23 protein-coding genes are annotated in these 23,402 nt (G+C 42.6%); 13 read left to right on the forward strand and 10 right to left on the reverse strand.

Features of this window, described 5'->3' with window-relative positions:
• The first annotated feature begins 269 nt into the window (after positions 1-269).
• The 9 genes from cysM to TY87_RS03530 all read left to right on the forward strand — a co-directional run bounded on the left by cysM (position 270) and on the right by TY87_RS03530 (position 11,821).
• Positions 270-1,163 carry a cysteine synthase CysM gene (gene cysM / locus TY87_RS03490; RefSeq protein WP_072839616.1) on the forward strand — a complete coding sequence of 298 codons (894 nt, stop codon included), beginning with the start codon at positions 270-272 and terminating at the stop codon, positions 1,161-1,163.
• Between the two features lie 154 nt (positions 1,164-1,317).
• A complete protein-coding gene (rlmD, locus tag TY87_RS03495) occupies positions 1,318-2,640 on the forward strand; it encodes a 23S rRNA (uracil(1939)-C(5))-methyltransferase RlmD (RefSeq protein WP_100185998.1) in 1,323 nt (440 codons plus the stop codon).
• Between the two features lie 16 nt (positions 2,641-2,656).
• Entirely contained in the window at positions 2,657-4,906 is a 2,250-nt protein-coding gene (gene relA, locus TY87_RS03500; protein WP_072839617.1) for a GTP diphosphokinase, read from the forward strand.
• Positions 4,903-5,706, forward strand: coding sequence for a nucleoside triphosphate pyrophosphohydrolase (gene mazG / locus TY87_RS03505; protein WP_100185999.1), 804 nt, complete (start codon positions 4,903-4,905; stop codon positions 5,704-5,706). Before relA ends, mazG begins: the two co-directional genes overlap by 4 nt.
• Before the next feature lie 85 nt (positions 5,707-5,791).
• Entirely contained in the window at positions 5,792-8,422 is a 2,631-nt protein-coding gene (gene ppc / locus TY87_RS03510) for a phosphoenolpyruvate carboxylase (protein WP_100186000.1), read from the forward strand.
• A gap of 226 nt (positions 8,423-8,648) precedes the next feature.
• A complete protein-coding gene (gene adk / locus TY87_RS03515; protein WP_100186001.1) occupies positions 8,649-9,305 on the forward strand; it encodes an adenylate kinase in 657 nt (218 codons plus the stop codon).
• 7 nt (positions 9,306-9,312) lie between these two features.
• Positions 9,313-10,020 (forward strand): tRNA (adenosine(37)-N6)-threonylcarbamoyltransferase complex dimerization subunit type 1 TsaB, encoded by a 708-nt coding sequence (tsaB, locus tag TY87_RS03520; protein ID WP_072839620.1) that lies wholly within the window; start codon positions 9,313-9,315, stop codon positions 10,018-10,020.
• Positions 10,021-10,024: 4 nt separating this feature from the next.
• A complete protein-coding gene (locus TY87_RS03525) occupies positions 10,025-10,825 on the forward strand; it encodes an undecaprenyl-diphosphate phosphatase (protein ID WP_072839621.1) in 801 nt (266 codons plus the stop codon).
• A 201-nt stretch (positions 10,826-11,026) separates the two neighbouring features.
• On the forward strand, positions 11,027-11,821 hold the full coding sequence (locus TY87_RS03530) for a class I SAM-dependent methyltransferase (protein WP_100186002.1): 795 nt from the start codon (positions 11,027-11,029) through the stop codon (positions 11,819-11,821).
• Positions 11,822-11,832: 11 nt separating this feature from the next.
• Here the strand turns inward: TY87_RS03530 and TY87_RS03535 are convergent, their stop codons facing one another.
• Positions 11,833-12,045: a SlyX family protein gene (locus tag TY87_RS03535; RefSeq protein ID WP_100186003.1), complete on the reverse strand. Its 213-nt coding sequence runs from the start codon at positions 12,043-12,045 to the stop codon at positions 11,833-11,835.
• 289 nt (positions 12,046-12,334) lie between these two features.
• On the opposite strand from TY87_RS03535, the gene TY87_RS22885 reads away from it, so the two are divergent.
• Positions 12,335-12,805 (forward strand): cold-shock protein, encoded by a 471-nt coding sequence (locus tag TY87_RS22885; protein ID WP_100186004.1) that lies wholly within the window; start codon positions 12,335-12,337, stop codon positions 12,803-12,805.
• Positions 12,806-12,832: 27 nt separating this feature from the next.
• Positions 12,833-13,330 (forward strand): thiol peroxidase, encoded by a 498-nt coding sequence (gene tpx / locus TY87_RS03545; RefSeq protein ID WP_072839625.1) that lies wholly within the window; start codon positions 12,833-12,835, stop codon positions 13,328-13,330.
• A gap of 118 nt (positions 13,331-13,448) precedes the next feature.
• Here tpx and panD read toward each other — a convergent pair whose 3' ends face one another.
• The 4 genes from panD to dapE form a co-directional block, all read right to left on the reverse strand.
• Positions 13,449-13,829, reverse strand: coding sequence for an aspartate 1-decarboxylase (panD, locus tag TY87_RS03550; RefSeq protein ID WP_012068977.1), 381 nt, complete (start codon positions 13,827-13,829; stop codon positions 13,449-13,451).
• Between the two features lie 67 nt (positions 13,830-13,896).
• Positions 13,897-14,271, reverse strand: a complete 375-nt coding sequence (locus TY87_RS03555; RefSeq protein WP_072839626.1) for a hypothetical protein — start codon at positions 14,269-14,271, stop codon at positions 13,897-13,899.
• A gap of 4 nt (positions 14,272-14,275) precedes the next feature.
• Positions 14,276-14,542: a hypothetical protein gene (locus TY87_RS03560; RefSeq protein ID WP_012068979.1), complete on the reverse strand. Its 267-nt coding sequence runs from the start codon at positions 14,540-14,542 to the stop codon at positions 14,276-14,278.
• A 29-nt stretch (positions 14,543-14,571) separates the two neighbouring features.
• Complete coding sequence (gene dapE / locus TY87_RS03565) at positions 14,572-15,714, reverse strand: succinyl-diaminopimelate desuccinylase (RefSeq protein WP_100186005.1); 1,143 nt, start codon at positions 15,712-15,714, stop codon at positions 14,572-14,574.
• 79 nt (positions 15,715-15,793) lie between these two features.
• Here dapE and TY87_RS03570 point away from each other — a divergent pair, with 79 nt between their 5' ends.
• Entirely contained in the window at positions 15,794-15,997 is a 204-nt protein-coding gene (locus TY87_RS03570; RefSeq protein ID WP_048813947.1) for a hypothetical protein, read from the forward strand.
• On the opposite strand, the gene TY87_RS03575 is transcribed toward TY87_RS03570, so the two are convergent.
• From TY87_RS03575 to map, 5 genes are all read right to left on the reverse strand, one after another.
• On the reverse strand, positions 15,994-16,338 hold the full coding sequence (locus tag TY87_RS03575; protein WP_072839628.1) for an ArsC family reductase: 345 nt from the start codon (positions 16,336-16,338) through the stop codon (positions 15,994-15,996). The two genes, TY87_RS03570 and TY87_RS03575, sit on opposite strands and share 4 nt — an antisense overlap.
• 70 nt (positions 16,339-16,408) lie before the next feature.
• Complete coding sequence (gene dapD, locus TY87_RS03580; RefSeq protein ID WP_100186006.1) at positions 16,409-17,446, reverse strand: 2,3,4,5-tetrahydropyridine-2,6-dicarboxylate N-succinyltransferase; 1,038 nt, start codon at positions 17,444-17,446, stop codon at positions 16,409-16,411.
• Positions 17,447-17,492: 46 nt separating this feature from the next.
• Positions 17,493-18,680, reverse strand: a complete 1,188-nt coding sequence (dapC, locus tag TY87_RS03585) for a succinyldiaminopimelate transaminase (RefSeq protein WP_072839630.1) — start codon at positions 18,678-18,680, stop codon at positions 17,493-17,495.
• 6 nt (positions 18,681-18,686) lie between these two features.
• Positions 18,687-21,380 (reverse strand): [protein-PII] uridylyltransferase, encoded by a 2,694-nt coding sequence (gene glnD, locus TY87_RS03590; protein ID WP_072839631.1) that lies wholly within the window; start codon positions 21,378-21,380, stop codon positions 18,687-18,689.
• An 88-nt stretch (positions 21,381-21,468) separates the two neighbouring features.
• Positions 21,469-22,326 (reverse strand): type I methionyl aminopeptidase, encoded by an 858-nt coding sequence (gene map, locus TY87_RS03595; protein ID WP_100186007.1) that lies wholly within the window; start codon positions 22,324-22,326, stop codon positions 21,469-21,471.
• Between the two features lie 331 nt (positions 22,327-22,657).
• Here map and rpsB point away from each other — a divergent pair, with 331 nt between their 5' ends.
• Positions 22,658-23,392 (forward strand): 30S ribosomal protein S2, encoded by a 735-nt coding sequence (rpsB, locus tag TY87_RS03600; protein ID WP_072839633.1) that lies wholly within the window; start codon positions 22,658-22,660, stop codon positions 23,390-23,392.
• Positions 23,393-23,402 lie beyond the last annotated feature (10 nt).

The following is a 23,402-nucleotide window of genomic DNA, read 5'->3' on the forward strand; positions in this document are numbered from 1 at the left end:
GAATGTAAGCACACTCACGCCACTTTTTTCTGAGTTCTAGATTGTTCAGTCCAGTGAGATTTTCGTTGGACTTGTCACAGCTACTGATCATTAGTAATAACAAAAGTAGGGTGAAAATGCGTGTTATGAGCATATCTTTTACTCTAGAATGCGATATTGAAACTAAGTTTATAACGCTTTCTTATTGTACTGTTTAGCGTAAGTGTTCTTAAATAGGCTTAAAGTGTTAAGTTTCATTCCCTAAGTCATCAATGTCAATGAAGTTTTTTATGATCCAATACCCTAGTATCGAGTCCTTAATCGGGCAAACACCTTTGGTTCGCTTGCAGCGCATCAACCCAAATCCAAGCAACACGGTTTTATTAAAGCTTGAAGGACAAAATCCTGCAGGTTCAGTAAAAGATCGTCCTGCTTTAAATATGATACTTCAGGCAGAACTTCGCGGTGATATAAAACCGGGCGATAGTTTAATCGAAGCAACCAGTGGTAATACTGGTATCGCGTTAGCCATGGTGGCAGCTATTAAAGGCTATAAAATGCACTTGATCATGCCTGACAATATGAGCCAAGAACGTAAGTCTGCGATGACAGCTTATGGGGCAATATTGCATCTGGTGACAAAAGAAGAGGGTATGGAAAGAGCGCGAGATCTTGCTCAAGAAATGCAAGATCAAGGTGTTGGTATTGTCTTGAATCAGTTTGCGAACCAAGACAACCCCAACGCCCACTATTTAACAACTGGGCCAGAGATTTGGCAGCAAACACAAGGCACAGTGACGCACTTTGTAAGCTCCATGGGAACCACGGGGACTATCATGGGTGTTTCTCATTACCTGAAAGAGCAGAATAAAGACATTCAGATTGTTGGACTGCAACCACAAGACGGTTCCAGTATTCCTGGTATTCGTCGTTGGCCAAAAGAGTATTTACCGTCTATTTTTGATGAAAGTCGAGTGGATACTGTCATGGATGTGTCTCAACAGGCTGCGGAAGTGACGATGCGTCGTTTAGCAAAAGAAGAAGGTATTTTTTGTGGTGTTTCTTCTGGTGGTTCTGTTGCCATTGCATTGGAGTTATCTAAACAGCTCAATAATGCGGTGATCGTGGCAATTATTTGTGATCGTGGTGATAGATATTTGTCGACAGGTGTTTTTGATAGCTAAGTGACTTTTGTCTGTGACATCTCATCAGGGTATCAGTACCTTTCAATTATTTAAGGCTCGCTTTCACGTACTGTTCTGTATTCAGATGCGATAGAATAACCGCGCATTTATCCTATTTATCCCAAAAAGAGAGTCGGGAATAAGAGAGCCACTTTTGAGAAGAAGAACATCCCTACGTCGAACAACAGCCTCTAAGCCACAGCCTATCGGTCCAATACAGACCTTCGAAGTGGACGGTTTGACGCATGAAGCAAAAGGCGTTGCTCGTTTTCAAGGTAAAGTAACTTTCATTGAAGGTGCTTTACCAGGTGAAACAGTCGAGGCACAAGTTAATAAAGCAGGGCGCAACTTTGATGAAGCTGTTTTAGTAAATATCATTGAGCCGAGCGTTTATCGAGTTGAGCCCTCTTGCCAGCATTTTAATGTCTGCGGCGGTTGTAGTTTTCAGCATTTAGCTGATGAGCAACAGCTAAATGCAAAAGCCGATTGGTTGCAAGGACAACTGCGTAATCTGATTACAACTCAAGAACTTGAACAGCTATCAGATAAACCTATGGGTTATCGTCGGCGTGCTCGTATTGCGATTGAGCTCAAAAAAGGTCGTATGGCATTAGGTTTTCGTGGTAAAGCATCTAAAGAAATCATCTCGATTGATCAATGTGTTGTGCTTGCTCCTAATTTGCAAAGTATCTTCCTTTCACTCAAGCTCGCGCTGTTAGAAAATGATTTGGCGGGTGTTCTAGGTCATGTGGAATTGCTTGAAGACACTAAAGGTGTTTCGGTGTTGTTTCGACTAACGTCTTCAATATCCGATGAACTTAAAAATGCATGGGAAGACTGGGCCGAAAAAGAGCAGGTCGCTTTATATTGGCAAGCACCAAAAGCGGGCAAGGCGGAAGTGGTGCCTGAAAAAATGCGCTATTATGATCTTGTTGACTTAAGGTTGAAATATCACCCGCAAGACTTTATTCAAGTAAACGCTACTATGAATCAAAAGATGGTTGCGCAAGCAATGAGCTGGTTAAGTCCAAGTAAGCAAGATGTTGTATTGGATTTGTTTTGTGGTGTGGGGAATTTTTCTTTACCGTTGGCGCAGCATGCACAATCAGTCATTGGTGTTGAAGTACAAGAAACTATGGTTGAAGCCGCGCGAGAAAATGCGCGAGTTAATGGTTTGGATAACCTGTCGTTTGTGGCGGCGGATTTGACTAAGCCTGTGAATAATGAACTTTTTAAGCAGACCATTACCAAAGTATTGTTGGATCCACCTCGTGCTGGGGCGTTTGAGTTTTTAGACAGCATAATAAAAATTGGACCGACGCAAATATTGTATGTTTCTTGCAATGCTTCTACTTTAGCTAGGGATGCCGAGTATTTAGTTGCAAAGGGATATCGTGTTTTACGTGTTAGTTTGATGGATATGTTTCCGCAAACCTCTCATGTAGAAACGATGATGTTATTGCAAAAAAAGAAGTAAATTTAAGGGCGGATAAATGGTAACGGTAAGAAAAGATCACCCTGTGTTAGAGGATGGTAGTGTCGATATTGATGCTTGGATGGGGCACTTTGCACACCTCATTGATGACAGTACTCGAGTTCCTTTGCGTATGGCCTGTGAGTTGGCTCGTCAAGCTGAATTACAATGTGCTCGACCCTCTTATTGGGGGGCACAAGCGAGTACTTTCCGTGCTGGGCTAGAAATGGTTGAAATCCTTTCTGGATTTCGAGCAGACCAAGATTCATTGGTAGCCGCCGCCTTATATCGTGTTGTACGAGAAGATCAATTACCTATTTCCCGTGTTACCGAAATGTTTGGTCGTAAAGTCTCTTCGATTGTCGAAGGGGTGATGAAAATGGGTGAAGTCTCGAAAAATTTGACTGCTGACTCCGCGGCTGAAGTGTTAGGCAGTAGTGAAAATCAACTAGAATCACTACGCAAAATGCTGGTTTCCATCATTGATGATGTACGAGTTGTGCTGATTAAACTCGCTGAGCGTGCATGCGCGATTAAAGAAGCCAAGCATCAAAACGAAGAGCGTCGTGTTGCTGTTGCGCTTGAAGTGCAAAGTGTTTATGCGCCTTTGGCCCATCGTTTGGGTATTGGTCATATCAAATGGGAGTTAGAAGATCTCTCTTTCCGTTATCTTTATCCCACTGATTACAAACGTATCGCCACTTGGTTAGACGAAAAACGTCTTGATCGCCAGCAGTACATTGATGATGTTATTGAGCTGCTAGATGACCGTTTAAAAGGCATTAATATTCATGCTGATCTAATGGGGCGAGCAAAGCACATCTATAGTATTTGGCGTAAAATGAAGCGCAAAAACATTGGCTTTGATGAAGTATACGATGTTCGTGCTGTGCGTATTTTAGTCGACGAACCGATGGAATGTTATGGTGTTCTAGGTGTGGTGCATAATTTATGGCGCCCAATTCCTCAGGAATTTGATGACTACATCAGTAACCCCAAATCGAATGGTTATCAGTCATTGCATACTGCGGTTATTGGTCCTCAAGGCCGTGCGCTTGAAATCCAGATTCGTACCCACAAAATGCATGAAGACGCAGAACTTGGGGTTTGTGCTCACTGGAAATACAAAGGTACGGATTTAAGTTCCAATAGCAGCAGCTACGAAGAAAAACTGCAGTGGTTAAGAACCATTTTAGACTTCCATGAAGTGCAAGGCGATTTGGAATCTTTGTCTGAACAAGTTCGCAGCGACATCGAGCAAGACCGTATTTATGTCTTTACCCCTGACGGTCATGTGGTCGATTTGCCTATTAATGCGACTGCGGTTGATTTTGCGTATCGAGTTCACACTGAAATTGGTCATCGCTGCCGTGGTGCCAAGGTAAATGGTAAAATTATTTCCTTAGTCACTCACTTAAAAACTGGCGACAAAGTTGAAATTCTCACCACTAAAGAGGGTGGCCCTAGCCGTGATTGGCTGCATCCGACATTAGGTTATGTGCAAACTAATCGCGCCAGAGCCAAGATTCAAAATTGGTTTAGAAAAGAAGATCGAGAGAAAAATCTGGATGCCGGCAAGCATTTACTCGATAAACAATTGAAACGTCTGGGTCTTGAAGATAATCGTATCGATTTACAAGCCATTTCTTCTCGCTTTAACTTCTCTTATGCTGATGAGGTATACGTAGCACTTGGCGCGGGAGACATTCAGTTATCTAAAGTGTTGCGTGTTATTGATGACTTTTACAATCTGAATGGTGAGACTGCGACACCGCGTCCAATTCGTTTGAAAAAGAGCCGTCATAAGTCTTCAGATAACGATATTCATATCTTAGGTGTAGGCAAATTATTAACACAGATGGCCAAATGTTGTACGCCTATTCCTGGGGATGACATCGTTGGTTTTATTACCCAAGGTCGTGGTGTGTCTGTGCACAGGCAGGATTGTATTAATATTGTTCAATTAGGTTTAGAAGAGCCTGAACGTATTATTGATGTTAGCTGGGGTGAAGAGCTTGATAACCAGTACCCTGTAAATATACAGGTGGAAGCTTATGATCGTACTGGCTTGCTCAATGACATCACTAGTTTACTGGCAAATGAAAAAGTAAATCTATTGTCGATGAATACCTTGTCTGCCAAAGAGAACCACACGGCAAGCATTCGCTTTACTATTGAAGTGGGTGAATTGAGCGTGCTGAGTAAGTTACTGCATCGTATTAATCAGCTACCTAACGTGTTGAATGTTTTCAGAGAGAGAGACTTTTGAGTAACGAGGTTAAACAGCTACAGTATTTGATGAGTTGCCTCAGGGACAAAGAGTTTGGTTGTGCTTGGGATAAAAAACAGACTTATAAAAGTATTGCACCTTATACGTTAGAAGAAACGTATGAAGTGTTAGATGCTATTGAGCGTGAAGATTTTGAGCATTTAAAAGAAGAGCTAGGAGATTTACTTTTCCAAGTTATTTTTTATGCACAAATGGCGGAAGAAGAACAGCGCTTTACATTTGATGATATCGCAGCTGGGATTGTTGAAAAAATGCTGCGCCGCCATCCTCATGTTTTTCCTGATGGCGATATTACGCGTTTTGGTGAACCAACGACGCTAACCGAACAGCAAATAGCGCAACAATGGCAACAGATTAAGGCGCAAGAAAAAGGCCCAACAGATAAAAGTCTGTTAGCTGAAGTGCCGGTCTCTATGCCAGCGTTAATGCAAGCAGTAAAAATTCAACAAAAAGTCGCTAAAGTTGGTTTTGATTGGCCAGATGTCGCACCGGTTTTTGACAAAATTAGAGAAGAGTTAGATGAACTTGAAGAGGCGATGAGAGAGCAAAATCACCTTCATGTTGAAGAGGAAGTGGGAGATGTTCTGTTTGCGGTCAGTAACTTGGCTCGTCATCTTGAGGTCTCGCCTGATGTGGCATTAAATAAAACGAATATAAAATTTCGTCGGCGCTTTGGTAGAATTGAAGCACTTGTGTCGGCACAAAATAAAAAACTAACAGATTGTTCTTTAAAAGAATTAGATAGTTATTGGGATCAGGCCAAACGCGAAGGTTTGTAGGCTGGCGTATCTGTTGAGTGAATAATCTGTTGGATAGATAATAGGGCGCTTGTAAAGGCGTTATTGGCAACATTAGGAGGGTGAAGTGAGTGATAGTCAGGCGTCATTACGCGAAAATGTTAGGTTGCTAGGAGACTGTCTTGGCGAAAGCATGAGCAATCATTTGGGAGAAGGTTTCCTAGAAAAAGTGGAAAATATCCGATTGCTATCGAAAGATGGACGTCAATCTGGTGATTCTGCCGCTCTTATTCAAGCCTTAGAAGCACTGGATGATAAAGAAATCGTGCCAGTTGCTAGAGCGTTTAATCAATTTTTGAACTTGTCTAATATTGCTGAACAATATCATCGGGTGCATCGCCGCCGTACTAATGAAAGTTTAGGTGTGTATCACAATCCTGTTGGCGATTTGTTAACCCGTCTTTCTAGGCAGAACTTTACTGCAGAGCAAATGATTTCATCATTGCAATCTCAATCGATTGAGCTTGTTCTTACTGCTCATCCTACGGAAGTGGTGCGTCGTTCACTGATTCGGAAATACGATAATATTTCCAGTGAGTTAGAAGCTCTCGATAAAGATAATATCCTGCCATTAGAAGAAACCAAACATATCCGTCGCCTGAAAGAAATTATCACTCAGGCTTGGCATACTGATGAAATTCGTGAAGATCGTCCTACGCCTGTGGATGAGGCAAAATGGGGTTTTGCTGTTATTGAGCAATCCTTATGGCAAGCTGTTCCACGTTTTTTTCGCCAATTAGATGAGCAATTTAGTGAATTTTCAAAAGAAGACCGTTTGCCACTCGATTTGGCGCCTATTCGCTTTGCAACTTGGATGGGGGGTGACCGAGACGGCAATCCGAATGTGACTCATAAAGTAACCAAGGAAGTTACTTTATTAGCTCGCTGGATGGCGGCGGATCTTTATATAAAAGATTTAAATGTGCTGCGTTCAGAGTTTTCTATGACGCAGTGTAATGCTGCCCTACGCGCACGTGTAGGCGATAGCACTCAGCCTTATAGGGAAGTCTTACGACATCTAGAAAACAAGATGTTGGCGACCAAAAACTGGGCGAAAGCATGCTTGGATGGTAAACCAACTTCCGGTGAGGATATTTTTCTTGATATTCAAGAGCTCACCGATGATCTTATTTTGTGCTATCAGTCTTTGTTAGATTGCGGTATGAAGGTGATTGCTAATGGGTCACTGCTTGATCTTATTCGTTGTGCGGCAACCTTTGGCTCGACCTTAGTTCGTTTGGATGTTCGCCAAGATGCTTCTCGTCATATCGATGCCTTATCTGCTATTACGCGCTTTTATGGGCTTGGTGATTACGCCGAATGGGATGAAGCGTCCCGACAAGCTTTTTTGTTGACTGAGTTGAATTCTAAACGTCCGCTTTTACCTATGGAGTGGACGCCAACAGCTGAAGTGAAAGAAGTGCTCGATACATTCGCGATGATTTCCCAAGGTCAGCAGAATTCGTTTGGCTCTTATGTTATTTCAATGGCCAGTGCGCCATCGGATGTTTTGGCAGTTGCATTAATGCTAAAAGAGTCTGGCGTCAGTTTTCCTATGCGTATTGTTCCTTTGTTCGAAACCCTTGCGGATTTGGATAACGCTGAGCCTATTATCGAACAGCTATTTTCAATTCCTTGGTACAAGTCTTATATCAACGGCCGCCAAGAAGTGATGATAGGCTATTCGGATTCTGCCAAAGATGCTGGACAAATTGCCGCAACGTGGGGGCAATATCGAGCACAAGAAGCGCTGACTCGTCTTTGTAAAAAGCATGGTATCCATCTGACTTTGTTTCATGGTCGCGGCGGCACCGTGGGTCGTGGCGGCGGCCCAGCTCATGTAGCAATTTTGTCGCAACCGCCAGGTTCTGTTAATGGCGCTATTCGAGTGACTGAGCAAGGTGAAATGATTCGATTTAAGTTCGGTATTCCTGATATCGCAGTGCGTTCTTTGGAACTTTACTGTTCTGCTGTGATGGAGGCGTCTTTGATTCCTGCAGAGCCTCCTAAAGAGGAATGGCGTGCGATTATGGATGAAATGGCCGAAGTGGGGATGAATCAATATCGTTCTATTATTCGTGGTCATGAAGACTTTGTGCCTTACTTTAGAGCCACAACGCCAGAACAAGAATTAGCCAAGTTGCCTTTAGGCTCTCGCCCTGCACGTCGTCGTTCTGATGGCGGTGTAGAGAGTTTGCGTGCCATTCCTTGGATCTTTGCTTGGATGCAAATTCGCCTTATGTTGCCCGCATGGTTGGGCGCAGAGAGTGCCCTACAGCAGGGTGTCGAATCTGGTAATTTAGAAAAACTACGCGAGATGCACAAAAAATGGCCGTTCTTTGGTGCTTATTTGGACATGCTTGATATGGTATTGGCAAAAGCAGAACCTGAGATTGCTGAATATTATGAAAAGCGTCTAGTGGGTGAAGAATTGCAAGGCTTAGGGCGTTTGTTGCGTGGCAAGCTTAAGCAAGTGAGTGAGCTGGTGAAAATGCTTAAGAAGCAAGAGCGACTCATTGAAGATAATAAAACCATCCGTCAGTCTATTGATGTGCGTAACCCGTATATAGATCCTTTGCACTATTTGCAGGCAGAGCTTTTGTATCGCAGTCGAAAAGATGAAGAAAATGCAGAAGTGAATAAAGCCTTAATGATTACCATGGCAGGCATTGCGAGTGGTATGCAAAATACGGGCTAATTGCAAATGTGGTTGATAAATGCTCAGTATGAGTAAGAAAATGATAAAAAAAGGCAGGTAAATTTGCATAAAGGATGGCTGCTTGGGTATGCTTGGCGGCCATTCAATTTTTTAGTATGCAATTGGTTTGTCTGTTCACCTTGCTGCCGTGCTTAATTGCACGTTGACGATGCATTGTGCCAGTCATCCTTGCTATTCAGTTAACGCTGTCTTTTGGAGACTTTTTATGCGAGTAATATTATTAGGTGCGCCAGGCGCTGGTAAAGGTACTCAAGCTCAATTCATTACGGAAGAGTTTGGCATTCCGCAGATCTCTACAGGGGATATGTTGCGTGCGGCCGTTAAAGCAGGAAGCGAAATGGGCTTAAAAGCCAAAGCGGTAATGGACGCTGGTCAGCTTGTTTCTGATGATATTATCATTGGTTTAGTAAAAGAGCGTTTGACTCAAGATGATTGTGCAAACGGTGCTTTGTTTGATGGCTTTCCGCGTACTATCCCTCAGGCCGATGCTTTGAAAGATGCTGGTGTTAAAATTGACTACGTTGTAGAAATCGATGTGGCTGATGAAGAAATTGTAAAACGCATGAGTGGACGTCGTGTTCATGAAGCATCAGGTCGTACTTATCACCTTGTTTATAATCCACCTAAAGTAGAAGGCAAAGACGATGTAACAGGGGAGGACCTTGTGCAGCGTGCAGACGATACAGAAGAAACTGTTCGTTTACGCTTAGGTGTTTATCACGATCAAACCGCGCCATTAATTGGTTACTACCAAGATTGGCTAAAAGCAGACAGCGCAACAGCGCCTAAGTTTGTGAAAGTTAATGGTATCGGTGATTTGAATGAAATTAAACAAAGCCTATTAGCATCGTTAAAGGCTTAATTATTCAATGACGGTTATTTTAGCATTAGATACATCAACGCCAGCTTGCTCAGTGGCGTTGAATATTGATGGGGTTGTGTTGGAAGACTTCCGCATGGCTCCACGCCTTCATAACGATCTGATTTTGCCTATGGTAGACCAGATTCTCAGTCAGGCTGGTTTAGCTTTATCCGATCTAGATGCGATCGCCTTTGGGCGAGGGCCTGGGTCTTTTACGGGGCTAAGAATCAGTGCAGGGGTTGTACAAGGTCTTGCCTTTGGTGCAGATTTACCTGTTATACCCGTTTCGACGCTTGCAGCCTTGTCATTGGAAGGTTTTCAAAAGACTGGTAAAAATAATTGGCTGGCCGCTCTTGATGCTCGTATGGGCGAAATTTACATGGGTGGTTATAGTGTCAATAAGATAGAAGGGTGTTATGAAATAGATTCATTAATTGATGAGTGTGTTGTTAAGCCTGCGGCTTTGTCTGCGTTTTCAACTAGCTTTGATGGAGTCGGGTCTGGCTGGTGCTATGAAGATGTTTTAACACCGCTACTTCCTAGTCATCCTACTCATATTTTAACTGACTTAGCTCCTCGTGCCGCTTGCATTGCTGAATTGGCTCTATTGTTATTTAAAAAAGGTGAAATGGTGTCTGCTTATGATGCTATTCCAACTTATTTAAGGGATGAAATTAGCTGGGAAAAACAGGCTCCGCGTATAGGGAAGCGTTAGTTATATGTTGTGGTACCACATTGTTTTTTTGGCAGTTATTCAAGGGTTAACAGAGTTTCTGCCTATTTCAAGTTCTGCTCATTTAATACTTCCTGCGCAATTACTGCATTGGCCTGATCAAGGATTGGCATTTGATGTTGCTGTGCACGTAGGAACTTTAATAGCCATTGTTGGCTATTTTAGAAAAGACATCGCACAAATCGTGGTGGCTTGGTGTGTATCCATTAGAGATAAACGCTCGACATCTAATAGTCGCTTAGCTTGGTGGATCTGTCTTGCTACTTTGCCAGCTTGTGTTGCAGGTTTGTTATTTGATGACTTAATAAGCACTCATTTACGTTCTTTGGAAGTAATTGCTTACACAACCATTGGGTTTGGTGTGTTGCTTTGGTTTTCAGATAAATATGGTGCATCTCAAAAAACTGAAGAAGATTTTGGTTTGAAAAGTGTGCTCTATATTGGCTTTGCTCAAGCGCTGGCTTTAATTCCTGGAACTTCTCGTTCTGGAATTACGATGACGGCGGCTCGTTTTCTTGGCTTTAGTCGCGAGTGTGCTGCTCGGTTTTCATTTCTTTTGTCTATCCCTCTTATACTGGCTGCTGGTGGCTTAAAGTCGATTGAACTTGTATCGTCAGATATTGCGGTCGATTGGGCGAGTATCTTTATGGGTGTTATTCTGTCTGCAATCAGCGCCTATCTTTGTATCTATCTGTTTTTGAAGTGGCTTAATAAGATTGGTTTTTTTCCGTTCTTTGTCTACAGATTAGTCTTGGGTATAGCCCTTCTATTAATTGTTTATCTTTAGATTCTTAAGGATATTTAGTTAGATTAAGTGCTTTGTTCTTTGAAGTAGCAGCGAATTTTTTAGTTAAGATGAAAAGCTTCTAATATTTAGAGGCTTTTTCTATTTGCAACCGAATAAAAAAATCGCTTTATTTAGCGTTATTACTATGTAGTGACTCGTGTTTTGATTATTGTTTGATGATGTTTTTTTGGAGAGAGATTTTTGCTTAATTCTATTGCGGTTGCGACAACAGATAAGTTTTTGGAATCGGAATCTCGCTTATTGGCTAAGTCGTTGAATCTTGATTTTTTGCTGTTGCATGAGCCTCTCAAGTTTGTTTCTAAATATGATTATCTTTTATTGAAAACATTAGATGGCATCGCAGTTGCTAAAACTGGAAAAGGGGCGCCCAAACCAGTTTATGTAGATTTTACTTCTGGGACTGTAGACCATAGACGACGATTTGGTGGTGGAAAAGGGCAAGATATTGCTAAAGCGGTTGGGTTGAATAAGCGCGCAAATTTATCTGTTCTTGATGCGACAGCGGGCTTGGGGCGTGATGCTTTCGTGTTAGCTTGTCTTGGTTGCTCAGTTTCTCTGTGTGAGCGTGTGGGCTTTGTGAGGGCTATGTTGGAAGACGGTTTGTATAGAGCCTCTTTTCATCATGAAGTGGCCGAGATCGTTGCCAAGATGCCTTTGTTAGATGCTGATATAACTGCTATAGATACTAGTGAAATGTTCGATGTGGTGTATTTGGACCCTATGTATCCACACACAGATAAGTCATCAGCTGCAGCCAAGAAAGAGATGGCTTTTTTTAGAGATTTGGTTGGTAAGGATTTAGATGCAGATAGTTTATTGCCTTACGCTATGCGATTAGCTCAATATAGAGTGGTTGTGAAACGCCCTAAAGGCGCTCCATTTTTAAATAGCGCCGAGCCAACCTATCAATTGGAAGGGAAGTCGGGTCGATTTGATATTTACGTTTTAAAGTCACTCGACTCGCCTTCTACTTAGTATGTTAGTTATTAATAGTGAGGTGGTCGGTCGCCATCATGAATAGGCTGTTGTTGACGATAAGACTCTAGCTGATTTCCTAATAGAACCAGTTTTTCTCTCATCAATAGCATGTCTTTTTGCTGACTGATAAGTGCCTGATTTAAACTATCAATCATGTCTTCTTGAAATTGTAGTTTGAATTCTAATTCGTCGATACGTTGATTGATTTGTGAGGTGTTCATAGATACCTTCTGTGTGTTAACCTTACTAGGCTAAATTCGTATTTAATGAGCAATTCTATACAAAAACATGACGCAAGTATTGGTCATTTAGAATGTAAGAGTGGCGTGAAAATTGCTCTCATAAAGAAGTTGGGTATTTTACTACTATCTTCTTTAGCTTCACATGGTGATTTCGGAAAGAGTTTAGTAAAAATATTCATATATTCACGTTTGTACTAACACAGAGTTTATTTTTTTATAAATAGCTTTGCTTCACAATAATATTTAATTTAATAAGAGATATACTTTTATGAATGATCATCAGGATAATGTTTCGCGTAATAAAGGGTCTTCTGTTGGTTCCGGTTTGTTTTCGTTGCGCACATTTATAGTCAGCCTTGTTATTGCTTTGATCGTGCCTCTGCTTTTGGCTGGGGTGTTGAAAGAAGAGATGGGTACAAATTTCCTAGTATATTTTGGCTTTGTTCTAGTGTCTGTTTATGTCGGTGCTATGGTCAGCCAGGCCAGTTCTACCGGTTTTGATTCTGAGTCTGAAGAAGATGAGGATGATGACCGCGAGCAAGGAACGGTTAAGTGGTTCAATTCTTCAAAAGGTTTTGGTTTTTTAACCATGGAAAATGGTGATGATGTGTTTGTTCATTACCGTGCAATCCGTGGTCGTGGTCGCCGCTTCTTGGTTGAAGGGCAGTTGGTTCGCTTTTATGTCACTGAAGGTGAGAAAGGCAAACAAGCTGAAAATGTATCTATAATCCGCGGTTAATTTTTTTATTCGATTTAAGAGGTATTTATGGCAACGGTAACATTAAAAGGTAATCCTTTTGAAACGGTTGGTTCTCTTCCGGTTGTAGGCTCTGTAGCGCCAGCGTTTGAGCTTGTTAAAACGGATTTGTCTGTCGCTACATTGGCGGATTATCAGGGTGCTAAATTGGTGTTGAATATCTTCCCATCAGTTGATACGCCGACTTGTGCAACATCAGTTCGTAAGTTCAACGAATCTGCGGCTTCTTTGAAAGGCGTTAATGTGCTTTGCGTGTCTGCTGACTTACCTTTTGCTGCAGCGCGTTTTTGTGGGGCTGAAGGCATCGATAATGTTGATACAGGATCTACTTTTCGTTCAACATTTGGTGGCGATTACGGTCTTACTTTTGCAACTGGCCCTCTTGCCGGTCTTTTGTCTCGTGCTGTTGTGGTATTGGATGAAAAAGGTTCTGTAATTTATACAGAGCAAGTTGCTGAAACGGCTGATGAGCCTAATTACGAAGCGGCGTTGGCTGTCTTGGCGTAATTTATAATCATAAAAAAAGGCCGTTTCTAAGTTGATTGGAAGCGGCCTTTTTTGTCTTTAAATTAAAGAGCTTTTGACTTCAATAAAGTAATCTTGCTCTTAAATAAAACTGTTTGGGTTAATCTTTTTGTACAGGAATTGTGTTAGTAGTACGTTCAACACTATTATCTTTGTTTAAATAGACTAATTTGGGTTTGAACTCATCAGCCTCAGCTTCGTTCATTTGTCCATAAGCGGCAATGATTACACGATCACCAACCTGAACTTTTCTTGCTGCAGCACCATTCATTGAAATAGTACCAGAGCCAGATTCGGCCAATATTACGTAAGTGTGAAAGCGCTCGCCGTTATCGACGTTATAGATGTCGATTTGCTCAAATTCTCTAAAACCAGCGAGCTCTACAAGGTCCTTATCTATGGCGCAAGAGCCGTCATACCAAAGCTCTGCTTGGGTTACGCTTGCCATATGGAGTTTGCCTTTAAGAAGTGTAATTTGCATGTATAAAGTCTCTATAATTGTTGCTATGTCGCATTTTTGCTTTTTGGGGCTGCTTTTATTTGTTGAGTTAATTCCAAATAAATGGGCCTTCTTCGTGGCTATTTATACGCCACCATTGGTCTGGATCTTGGTTGCTTTCCTCTTCCCATCCCTGAAAGTTGCAACGTACTTCACAGTTTAGATATTCGAATGCTTGTCTGGCACAAGCAATGTCGTCGTCCCAAGGGGTTTTGTCTGAGTCGAACCATATAGAGGTAAAGCGCTTGCCTGCTGCTTGCTCTAAAATAGTTACCTCAATTTCGTTATCATTAGATGCAATGATGACTTTTGAGCAGAGTGGTGATGGGCTACTTTTTCTGACTAGAGTGAACGTATTTTCTAGCCAGGAAATGATCTTCTCTGTCGGGCAGGACAATACATATATTTCAATGTCGGCTTGCATCGCTCTAATCCTTCTTTTTAATCATGTGGTAAATTCTGAGAACGCTCATTGATAAATAGCCAATGAGTGTCCATAGTACGCCGCAACCCGCAAGTATCAGTCCAAATATCGCAATAATCTCTTGAGCAAGAGACTCAACGACAACACGATCAGCTACCATAAGCATCAGAACGCCAAAGACGAAAATTAATCCGCCTTGGATCATCTTGATAAGTGCAACTCTAGGGTTGTTACCCAATTTCATTGCTAATTTATGTATTGCGTTTCTCATTTGGATGCTGGTCTATGCTCTCTGTAAGGCTATTTTTTAGTAAAAAGGTTCTCAAGTATTCGAGCGTAAATCTCTGAAAGCTGGTTTAAGCTCTCGGCGTCAACGCATTCATTGATTTGATGGATAGTGGCATTAATGGGGCCAAGCTCCACGACTTGCGTACCCATTTTGGCAATAAATCGACCGTCTGAGGTGCCGCCTGAGGTGGATAATTCAGGGGTGATATTAACTGTTGTTTGTACGGCGTCAACAATCGCATCAACTAATTCGCCTGGGCGAGTTAAAAAAGGCAGGCCATTGTATGTCCAATCAATGTCGTAGCGTAATTTGTGTCTGTCTAAGATTTCAAGTACGCGAACTTTAATAGCATCAAAGTCTAATTCGGAGGAAAAGCGAAAGTTGAACTGAGCGTTTAGTTTGCCGGGGACAACGTTAGTTGCACCTGTCCCAGAATGAATATTTGATACCTGGAAGCTGGTTGGTGGAAAAAAGTCGTTACCATCATCCCAATGTGCACTCGCCATTTCAGCAAGTGCTGGAGCTGCGAGGTGTATTGGATTTTCAGCTAAGTGTGGGTAGGCGACATGGCCTTGCTTACCGTAAACCGTTAAGTCGCCACTGAATGACCCACGGCGACCATTCTTGATAATATCGCCAAGCGTTTTGGTGCTTGAGGGTTCGCCAACAATACACCAGTCTATTTTCTCATTTCGTTCCATAAGAGCATCCACAACACGAGTTGTGCCGTCTACAAAAGGGCCTTCCTCGTCGCTGGTGATCAAAAAAGAAATTTGCCCATCATGATCTGGATGCTTGGTTACAAAATCTTCAGCAGCAGTCACCATAGCGGCAAGGCTACCTTTCATATCGGCAGCGCCGCGGCCGAATAGTATTCCATCGACAATTGCTGGGGAAAATGGAGGTATTTTCCATTCCTCTTCAGGCCCTGTTGGCACCACATCTGTATGCCCCGCAAAGCAAAGATTTGGTCCAGATATTCCGCGCTTTGCGTAGAAGTTTTTTACTTCACCGAAGGGCATGTATTCGATTTCAAAACCAATGTTTTTCAATCGCTCTATCATTAGATCCTGACAGCCTGCGTCTTCAGGAGTGACAGACGGGCGAGAAATAAGATCTAGGGCAAGTTTTAGTGTGGGGGACAAGTCAGACATTCTTTACCTTTGTATTGGTTTTCGCTACCTTATGGAAGATTCTGTTACTATAACAGGAGATTCAAATAAAGGTGGAGTTATGAAATTAGGTGTCGTTGTTTTTTTGGGTTTGATTTCATCTGGCTGTAGTCTTTTTCAGCAGCCGGTTATTCAGGAGTCGTATTTTGTCCCAGTGATCCGTTCGGATGTTTCGTCTTCGGGTTATACGCCAACAGTGACACCTATGTCGGCACCTAAGTCCAATAGAGAAAGACCACGTATTTACACGCCTGTTTTGCGCTAAAGTAGTTTTTGCGCGTAATTTTCTGCATCGAAGCCTAAATAAATGGATTCTTTAACCACTAGTAAAGGGCGCTTAATGATGGAAGGCTGAGTCATCATGATATGGACGGCGTTGTTATTGTCCATAGTGCCTTTTGTTTCTTCATCCAGTTTGCGCCAAGTGGTGCCACGCTTATTGATGATGTTTTCCCATCCTAGTTCGTCTACCCAAGCTTTTGCTGTGGCTTCATCTAGGCCTTCTTTTTTATAATCATGAAAACTGTATTCTAGATTGTTGTCATCGAGCCAGCGAAAAGCTTTTTTCATGGTGTCACAGTTTTTGATGCCAAATATTTTAATCATTCTTGACCTCGAATTGCGCCATTTAGAAAGTAATCAAAATGGCGCTTTTTGGTTGTTTTTTTTACTGCTATTAATTATGAGCGTGAAGCGCTTCGTTTAATTCAATAGCGGTTTTGTTGGTTTTGCATTCGATTGCGCCAGTTGCTGAGTTGCGGCGGAACAATAGATCAGATTGACCAGAAAGTTCGCGAGCTTTTACAGTAGAAACAACTTGGTTGTTTTCATCAAGAACAGCAACTTTAGAGCCGGCTGTAATATAAAGACCAGACTCAACGATACAACGATCGCCAAGGCCAATACCAATACCGGCATTCGCGCCTATCAAGCATTTCTCGCCAACAGCGATAACAATATTGCCGCCGCCAGATAGTGTCCCCATAGTAGAACAGCCGCCACCAAGGTCAGAACCGTTACCTACAACAACACCTGCAGAAATACGGCCTTCAACCATGCTGTTGCCTAGCGTTCCAGCATTGAAGTTTACAAAGCCTTCATGCATAACGGTAGTGCCTTCAGCAAGGTGTGCACCTAAACGAACGCGCGCAGCATCGCCAACACGGATGCCTGTAGGGACGATAAAGTTTAGCATTTTAGGGAATTTATCGACGCTGAATACTTCGATAGTGCGTCCTTCCATGCGAGCGCTTAATTGGCGGTCAGCTAGTTCACGAACATCGATAGGGCCTTCGCTTGTCCATGCTGTATTGATCAATAGGCCAAACATGCCATCCAATACTGTATTGTGCGGTTTAACTAAGCGATGAGAAATCAGTTGAAGTTTTAAGTAGACTTCAGCAGGATTACTTGGCGCTTCATCAGTTGCTAAAACACAAAGAATAACAGGCTTTGTCGAAGCTTTTAGACGAGAAGCCAATTCTGCTTGTTCGATGTTGCCAGCTTTTAAAAGGCTCATGTGTAAGCGATTTAAATCGCTTTCATCTAATATCAGTGTGTTGTTACCACCTTCGTAATTGGTGCTTTCTAGAAGTGCATCTAGCGTATTTTTTTCTACGTTTAGACTTGGTGCTGAGTAGAATACTTCTAACCAATTGCCTTCTTTGTTTTGTGAGCCGATGCCAAGACCGAACGCGAAAGTTGTATTACTCATGTGTTTCTCCAACTGAGTTATCTGTCTAAAGGGGGTTACTAATGGGTTATCTGCGACTGAGGAAGTCTCTAATTCTTTTGGCTGCCTCAACGCATTCTGATTCTTCTGCAACCAGTGCCATACGGACATGATGGCTGCCGGGATTTGTACCTTCTACTTCTCGTCCTAAATAACTACCTGGTAAGACTAAAACCGATTCTTCTTGATACAGCGAGGTGCAAAATTCTTCATCTGTCATGCTGAGCTTCGGCCAAAGATAAAAACCGGCTTCAGGCTTGGATATTGGCATAACTGGCGACAAAATCTCTAAAACCGAATCGAATTTACGGGTATAAATCTCGCGATTCTTTATAACGTGTTCTTCATCATTCCAAGCAGCAACTGAGGCATCTTGGTGATGAATTGGCATCGCGCAACCCTGATAGGTGCGATATAGCAAAAATGGTTTAAGGATAGACGCGTCACCAGCAACGAAGCCAGATCGAAGGCCTGGTAAATTAGAGCGTTTCGATAGGGATTGGAAAATAAGGCAATGTTTATAATCCTTGTGTCCCAAAATTTCACAGGCTTCTAATAAACCTAGTGGTGCTTGAGAGCCGAAGTAAATTTCGGAATAGCATTCGTCTGCCACTATGGTGAAATTGAAGGTTTTGGCTTTCTCTATCAGGTAGGCGTATTCCTCTAGCGTGGTAATGCTGCCGCTAGGGTTGTTAGGGGAGCAAACAAACAATACTTCGCAACGTTGCCACGTGGCATCGTCGACTAGTTGATAATCTACTTTGTAGTTTGTTTCTGCTCCGCAAGGTAGGAAATGCAGCTCTGCGCCAGCAAGAATGCCTGCACCTTCATAAATTTGGTAAAAAGGATTTGGGCTGACAACTAGAGAGTTTTGCTTTTCGCCAACCAATGTTTGGGTAATAGCAAACAGTGCTTCTCGGGTTCCAGTAACTGGTAAAATTTCCGTATCAGGATCGAGTTTTTCTAAATGAAAGCGACGCTTAGCCCATTTACTAATGGCGTCTCTAAGCGGTAATTCGCCTTTGGTGCTTGGGTACTTGCTGACGCCGCCTAGGCTTTTGGCTAGCGTCTCAAGCACGATGGCTGGTGCATCGTGTTGTGGTTCCCCAATCGTTAATTTGATCAGTGGCTTTTCTGGGTTTGGTGTCAACCCTTCTATAAGCTCTGCAAGCTTTTGGAAAGGGTATGGGTGCAAAGAGTGTATAAGGGGGTTCATTAGTCTTTAGTCCATCGTTTGAGAAAAACGGTCTATTTTCTCTTTTAAAAGGGTGCAAATATTGTTCATGCTTTCTGGGTCAGTAATAAGGTCGCCGTTTTCTTCTGTGATATAGAAGGTATCTTCTACGCGCTCGCCGAGAGTGGCGATTTTTGCTTTATGAAGCATGATGTTATTGTTCATGAAAAACTGTCCTATTAAAGCCAGTAAGCCTGGTCTATCAGGAGCTGTTATTTCAAGTGCCGACCAGACTTCTTCTGGTTGGCTGACAAAGTGAGCGGTTGATGGAGAGTTGAATATCTTCAAAATCCTCGGTGTATGACGTTGAACAACGCTTTCGTAAAGTGATGGGGTTTCTAGTTGCTCCATCAATGTTTTGCGAATAAGGGTGATGCGTTCTTTGTCTAGATGTAGATTCGTATCACTGTCGTTGCTGTCCATGACAACAAAGCTATCTAGGCTGTAGTTGTCTGTGGTGTGACTTATTTTAGCGTCTAGAATTGTGAGGCCGAGTTGTTCAAATGTCGCTGCGGTTACGGCGAACAGATGCTTGCTTATTAATGTGTAGATGAATATTTTACTCGCGCCTGAAAAGTTGCGGCCACCCAATGGTGTTATGGCGATTAGCGGCTTATCGCTAGGGCGGTGGCGTAAAATAGCCTCGGTGTTCCAAGCTATTTCGTCACCGTTTGAGCGAATAAAGTACTCTTCTTCAATTGTTTCCCAAATTGCTTCCGCTTCCATTATATCTACATTGCGCTCGATGATAATTTCCAAGGCGCGTTGTTTGTGTTCGTCACTTATCATGTCTGCATCAATAGGGAAATCCAATCCGCGGCGAAGTGCGCGTTTGGTTTCTAAATAAAGCTGACGCATTAAGGATGCTCGCCAACTGTTCCACATGGTTGGGTTGGTTGCGTTGATGTCGGCAACAGTAAGAATAAACAAATAATCTAGGTGTTCTTGATCCTTGACGTAGCTGGCAAATTCCCAAATGACTTCTGGATCGGAAATGTCTTTGCGTTGTGCAGTAACCGACATGAATAGATGATTACGCACTAACCAAACGACAAGGTCGGTGTCTTGTTTTGAAAGTCCATGGCGTTCGCAAAAAGCCTGTGCGTCTACGCAACCTAGTTCAGAATGGTCGCCACCTCGACCTTTGGCTATGTCATGATATAAGCCAGCAATATAAAGTAACTCAACTTTTGCTACGTGGCGGATTGCTTGTCCTGAAATGGGGAATTTTTGTTTGAACTCAGGTAGCCAGAGGCGACGTAAGTTCTCTACCAACTGTAGTGTGTGAGCATCAACTGTATAAATATGAAATAAGTCGTGCTGCATTTGCCCAATAATCGCTCCGAATTCGGGAAGGTAGCGACCAAGTAAGCCTAGGTGTTTCATTGAGCGTAATATACTTGTCAGTCGATATCGGCTGGCTATGATGTCGAGAAAAAGGTCGGTGTTTATTTTGTCATTTCTAAAGGCGTCATCAATCAGGTCTAAACTATCGCGCAGCTGTCGCATTGTATTGGCGCGTATGCCTTTGATGTTTTCATGGGCACCAAGTAAGACATATATCTCCAGCATGCTAGATGGATTATCGTGAAATAATGTCTTGGAGCGGGCTTCAAGTTGGCCATTGGCAATTTGAAAATGGTCGTTGATGACTTCTACTGTGTTGATGGCGTCTTTGGCTAAAAAAGACTCTTCGAAGTGTTGAAGAAGTAAGTCGTTGAGCTGTTGGATGGCGGCGACACTTTGGTAATAGCCCTGCATAAAACGTTCAACGTTGCGTTTTAAATCGTCATCGTCAAACCCGAAAAGCTTAGTCAGTGTGCGTTGGTGGTCGAAAAGAAGTCGATCTTCCTTGCGTCCTGCGACCATGTGTAAAGCCCAGCGAATTCTCCATAGATGGCTAACCGCGCCTTTAAGTTGGATGTATTCATCTTCAGATAGAAAGTGTTTATCTATTAAGGCGCTAAGTCGATGTGTATGTAGGTGGCGCTTGGCAACCCAGTCAATCACTTGCATGTCTCTAAGGCCACCAGGGCACTCTTTTAGGTTTGGCTCTAAGTTGTAAGCAGTATTCTGGTATTTTGCGTGACGTTGCTTTTGTTCGGCTAGCTTGGCTTGGTAGAAAGAATGCCCATCCCACATTTGGGATATATCAACGTGCAGTTTGAGTGTGGCTAGTAAATCAATTGGCCCTATAAGGGTGCGTGACTCAATCAAGTTAGTGATGATGGTAATGTCTTTGGCTGCCATCTCGGAGCATTCGTCAATGGTGCGGACGCTGTGACCGACATCTAAATTAATGTCCCAAAGGAAAGTGATAAAAGCTTCGATTTTATCTTTGGGCGCGGAGATGTCATTCTCCATTAGAATCAGTAGATCAATATCAGATTTTGGGTGTAATTCTCCACGACCATATCCGCCAACCGCAACAAGGCTTACATGCGGTTCACTATTCAGTGCTTTTGATGTCCAGGCTGCTTGCATTACTTCGTCATAAAAAGAGGAGAGACCCTTTACGAGCTTTTCTATTGGATATAAAGAGTGGAAAAGGTCGTTGAATATGGTTGTCTTTTCTTCAATGATGGCTTTGTAGCGTGAAATAGAGCACTTCGGTAGTGATAGCTCATGTTTCTCTTCCTGTGTTAGTAGTGGCGGAGCGTCTGGAAAAGCAGGGAAGTCCATACAAGAGCCTCAAAGAATGAATAATTGTTACAGTGTGTTTGTAATAAATTTAAGGTTGCTGAAAAATTTTATTTAAAACTCGCTTCTCTTATGAGAAACGAGTTTCTTCTGGTCGACGAGTAAGTACTTCGACCCCATCTGCAGTGACGAGAAGAGTGTGCTCGTATTGAGCTGATAGACGGCCGTCTTTGGTTTTGGCAATCCAATTATCTGGACCTGTGTGCTTAACCTGTTTTTTGCCTGCATTGATCATTGGTTCAATGGTCAATGTCATGCCTTCTTCTAGCATAACGCCAGTTCCTGCTTTGCCATAATGAGCGACTTGCGGTTCGCCGTGGAAGGTCGTTCCTACGCCGTGGCCGCAGTACTCTTCTACTACTGTGTAGTGATGTTTGTGCGCATGCGCTGAAATAGCGGCGCCGATATCGCCAAGACGTATGCCTGGTTTTACCATATCAATGGCAAGATAAAGGCATTCTTGAGTGACGCTTGCTAAGCGTTCTGCATGAGGTAAGGCTGGACCTGCAAAAAACATTTTGCTGGTATCACCGTAATAGCCATCTTTGATGATGGTGATGTCAATATTGACTGTGTCGCCTTTTTTCAGGGCTTTGTCATTCGGGATGCCGTGGCAAATGACATCATTCACAGAAGTGCAGCATGATTTAGGAAAGCCGTGATAGTTTAGTGGAGCTGGAATTGCGCCTTGTACATCAACTATATAGTTATGAGCAATGATGTCTAGTTGCTCCGTTGTCACGCCAGGGATAACAAATTCTTCTAGCATGACTAGAACATCGGCTGCGAGTTTACCCGCAACCCGCATGCCTTCAATATCGCTGATGTCAGTAAAGCGAGTAGCAGGAGCTTTAGGTGTCCAACTTGGGACGTCACTGCGGCCGTTTTTTGTCAGCTCTTCAATTTTTTGTAGGATTTCGTTGCTCATAATTCACATGTCTTAAATTGGTTTGTATCTACGTTGATAGTATGTTGCGGTATATTCTACATGACTTAATCAGCAGAATCGCCTCTCTAATTGAAAAAAACGTGCCTTGTGTGATGTGTAAAAAACACGTTCAAGTCTTTTGGTTTTGGGTTAAATGTGGTATAAAACGCCCGCTTGTTGGGCTTGTGCCTAAAATAAGTGAATTTACTTAAATCAACGATCTTGCCGCTATTAAAGAAAGTGTCTTGGGTGTCTTAGGTTGCCTTAAACCTTATTTGACTGACGCTTTTAGCTGGCAAGCATAAATAACCCAAATTTAAAGGATAGTAAAATGCCTACAGTTTCTATGCGCGACCTATTATTGGTTGGTTCACACTTTGGTCACCAAACTCGTTACTGGAACCCAAAAATGAAGCCTTTCATTTTCGGTGCTCGTAACAAAATTCATATCATTAACCTTGAACACACTGTTCCAGCTCTTAATAACGCTCTTGAGCTTGTTAAAAAAATGGCTGAAAACAAGAACAAGGTTTTGTTTGTTGGTACTAAGCGTGCTGCATCTAAAACGATTAAAGAGCAAGCTGCTCGCTCTGGTATGCCATACGTTAACCACCGTTGGTTAGGTGGTATGTTGACTAACTACAAAACGATTCGTGCATCTATCAAGCGTCTACGTGAGCTTGAAGTTCAAATGTCCGATGGTACATTCGATAAGCTGACTAAAAAAGAAGCTTTGATGCGTACTCGTGAGCTTGAAAAATTAGAGCTTTCTATGGGTGGTATCAAGGATATGGGCGGCCTTCCTGATGTATTGTTCGTAGTTGACGTTGATCATGAACGTATCGCAATTAAAGAAGCAAACAAATTAGGTATTCCTGTTATCGGTATCGTTGATACTAACAGTAATCCAGATGGCGTTGATTACATTATTCCAGCTAACGATGATGCGATTCGCGCAGTTCAATTGTACGTTGGTGCATTTGCAGATGCTGTTCTAGAGGGTCGTAATGCGACTGCTGGTACTGCTGATGAATTCGTTGAAGTAAGCGAAGCTACTGAAGCGTAAGCAAACTTTC

The sequence above is a fragment of the Marinomonas sp. BSi20584 genome (assembly GCF_002792415.1).
GTDB classification, from domain to species: domain Bacteria; phylum Pseudomonadota; class Gammaproteobacteria; order Pseudomonadales; family Marinomonadaceae; genus Marinomonas; species Marinomonas polaris.

Coding starts and splice junctions, on each gene's coding strand:
- dapC (WP_072839630.1), bottom strand. CDS start 18,680: ATGAACCCCCTTATACACTCTTTGCACCCATACCCTTTCCAAAAGCTT.
- TY87_RS03535 (WP_100186003.1), bottom strand. CDS start 12,045: ATGAACACCTCACAAATCAATCAACGTATCGACGAATTAGAATTCAAA.
- dapD (WP_100186006.1), bottom strand. CDS start 17,446: ATGAGTAATACAACTTTCGCGTTCGGTCTTGGCATCGGCTCACAAAAC.
- relA (WP_072839617.1), top strand. CDS start 2,657: ATGGTAACGGTAAGAAAAGATCACCCTGTGTTAGAGGATGGTAGTGTC.
- TY87_RS22885 (WP_100186004.1), top strand. CDS start 12,335: ATGAATGATCATCAGGATAATGTTTCGCGTAATAAAGGGTCTTCTGTT.
- tsaB (WP_072839620.1), top strand. CDS start 9,313: ATGACGGTTATTTTAGCATTAGATACATCAACGCCAGCTTGCTCAGTG.
- adk (WP_100186001.1), top strand. CDS start 8,649: ATGCGAGTAATATTATTAGGTGCGCCAGGCGCTGGTAAAGGTACTCAA.
- TY87_RS03560 (WP_012068979.1), bottom strand. CDS start 14,542: ATGAGAAACGCAATACATAAATTAGCAATGAAATTGGGTAACAACCCT.
- TY87_RS03570 (WP_048813947.1), top strand. CDS start 15,794: ATGAAATTAGGTGTCGTTGTTTTTTTGGGTTTGATTTCATCTGGCTGT.
- TY87_RS03575 (WP_072839628.1), bottom strand. CDS start 16,338: ATGATTAAAATATTTGGCATCAAAAACTGTGACACCATGAAAAAAGCT.
- map (WP_100186007.1), bottom strand. CDS start 22,326: ATGAGCAACGAAATCCTACAAAAAATTGAAGAGCTGACAAAAAACGGC.
- panD (WP_012068977.1), bottom strand. CDS start 13,829: ATGCAAATTACACTTCTTAAAGGCAAACTCCATATGGCAAGCGTAACC.
- TY87_RS03555 (WP_072839626.1), bottom strand. CDS start 14,271: ATGCAAGCCGACATTGAAATATATGTATTGTCCTGCCCGACAGAGAAG.
- cysM (WP_072839616.1), top strand. CDS start 270: ATGATCCAATACCCTAGTATCGAGTCCTTAATCGGGCAAACACCTTTG.
- glnD (WP_072839631.1), bottom strand. CDS start 21,380: ATGGACTTCCCTGCTTTTCCAGACGCTCCGCCACTACTAACACAGGAA.
- rpsB (WP_072839633.1), top strand. CDS start 22,658: ATGCCTACAGTTTCTATGCGCGACCTATTATTGGTTGGTTCACACTTT.
- TY87_RS03525 (WP_072839621.1), top strand. CDS start 10,025: ATGTTGTGGTACCACATTGTTTTTTTGGCAGTTATTCAAGGGTTAACA.
- dapE (WP_100186005.1), bottom strand. CDS start 15,714: ATGTCTGACTTGTCCCCCACACTAAAACTTGCCCTAGATCTTATTTCT.
- tpx (WP_072839625.1), top strand. CDS start 12,833: ATGGCAACGGTAACATTAAAAGGTAATCCTTTTGAAACGGTTGGTTCT.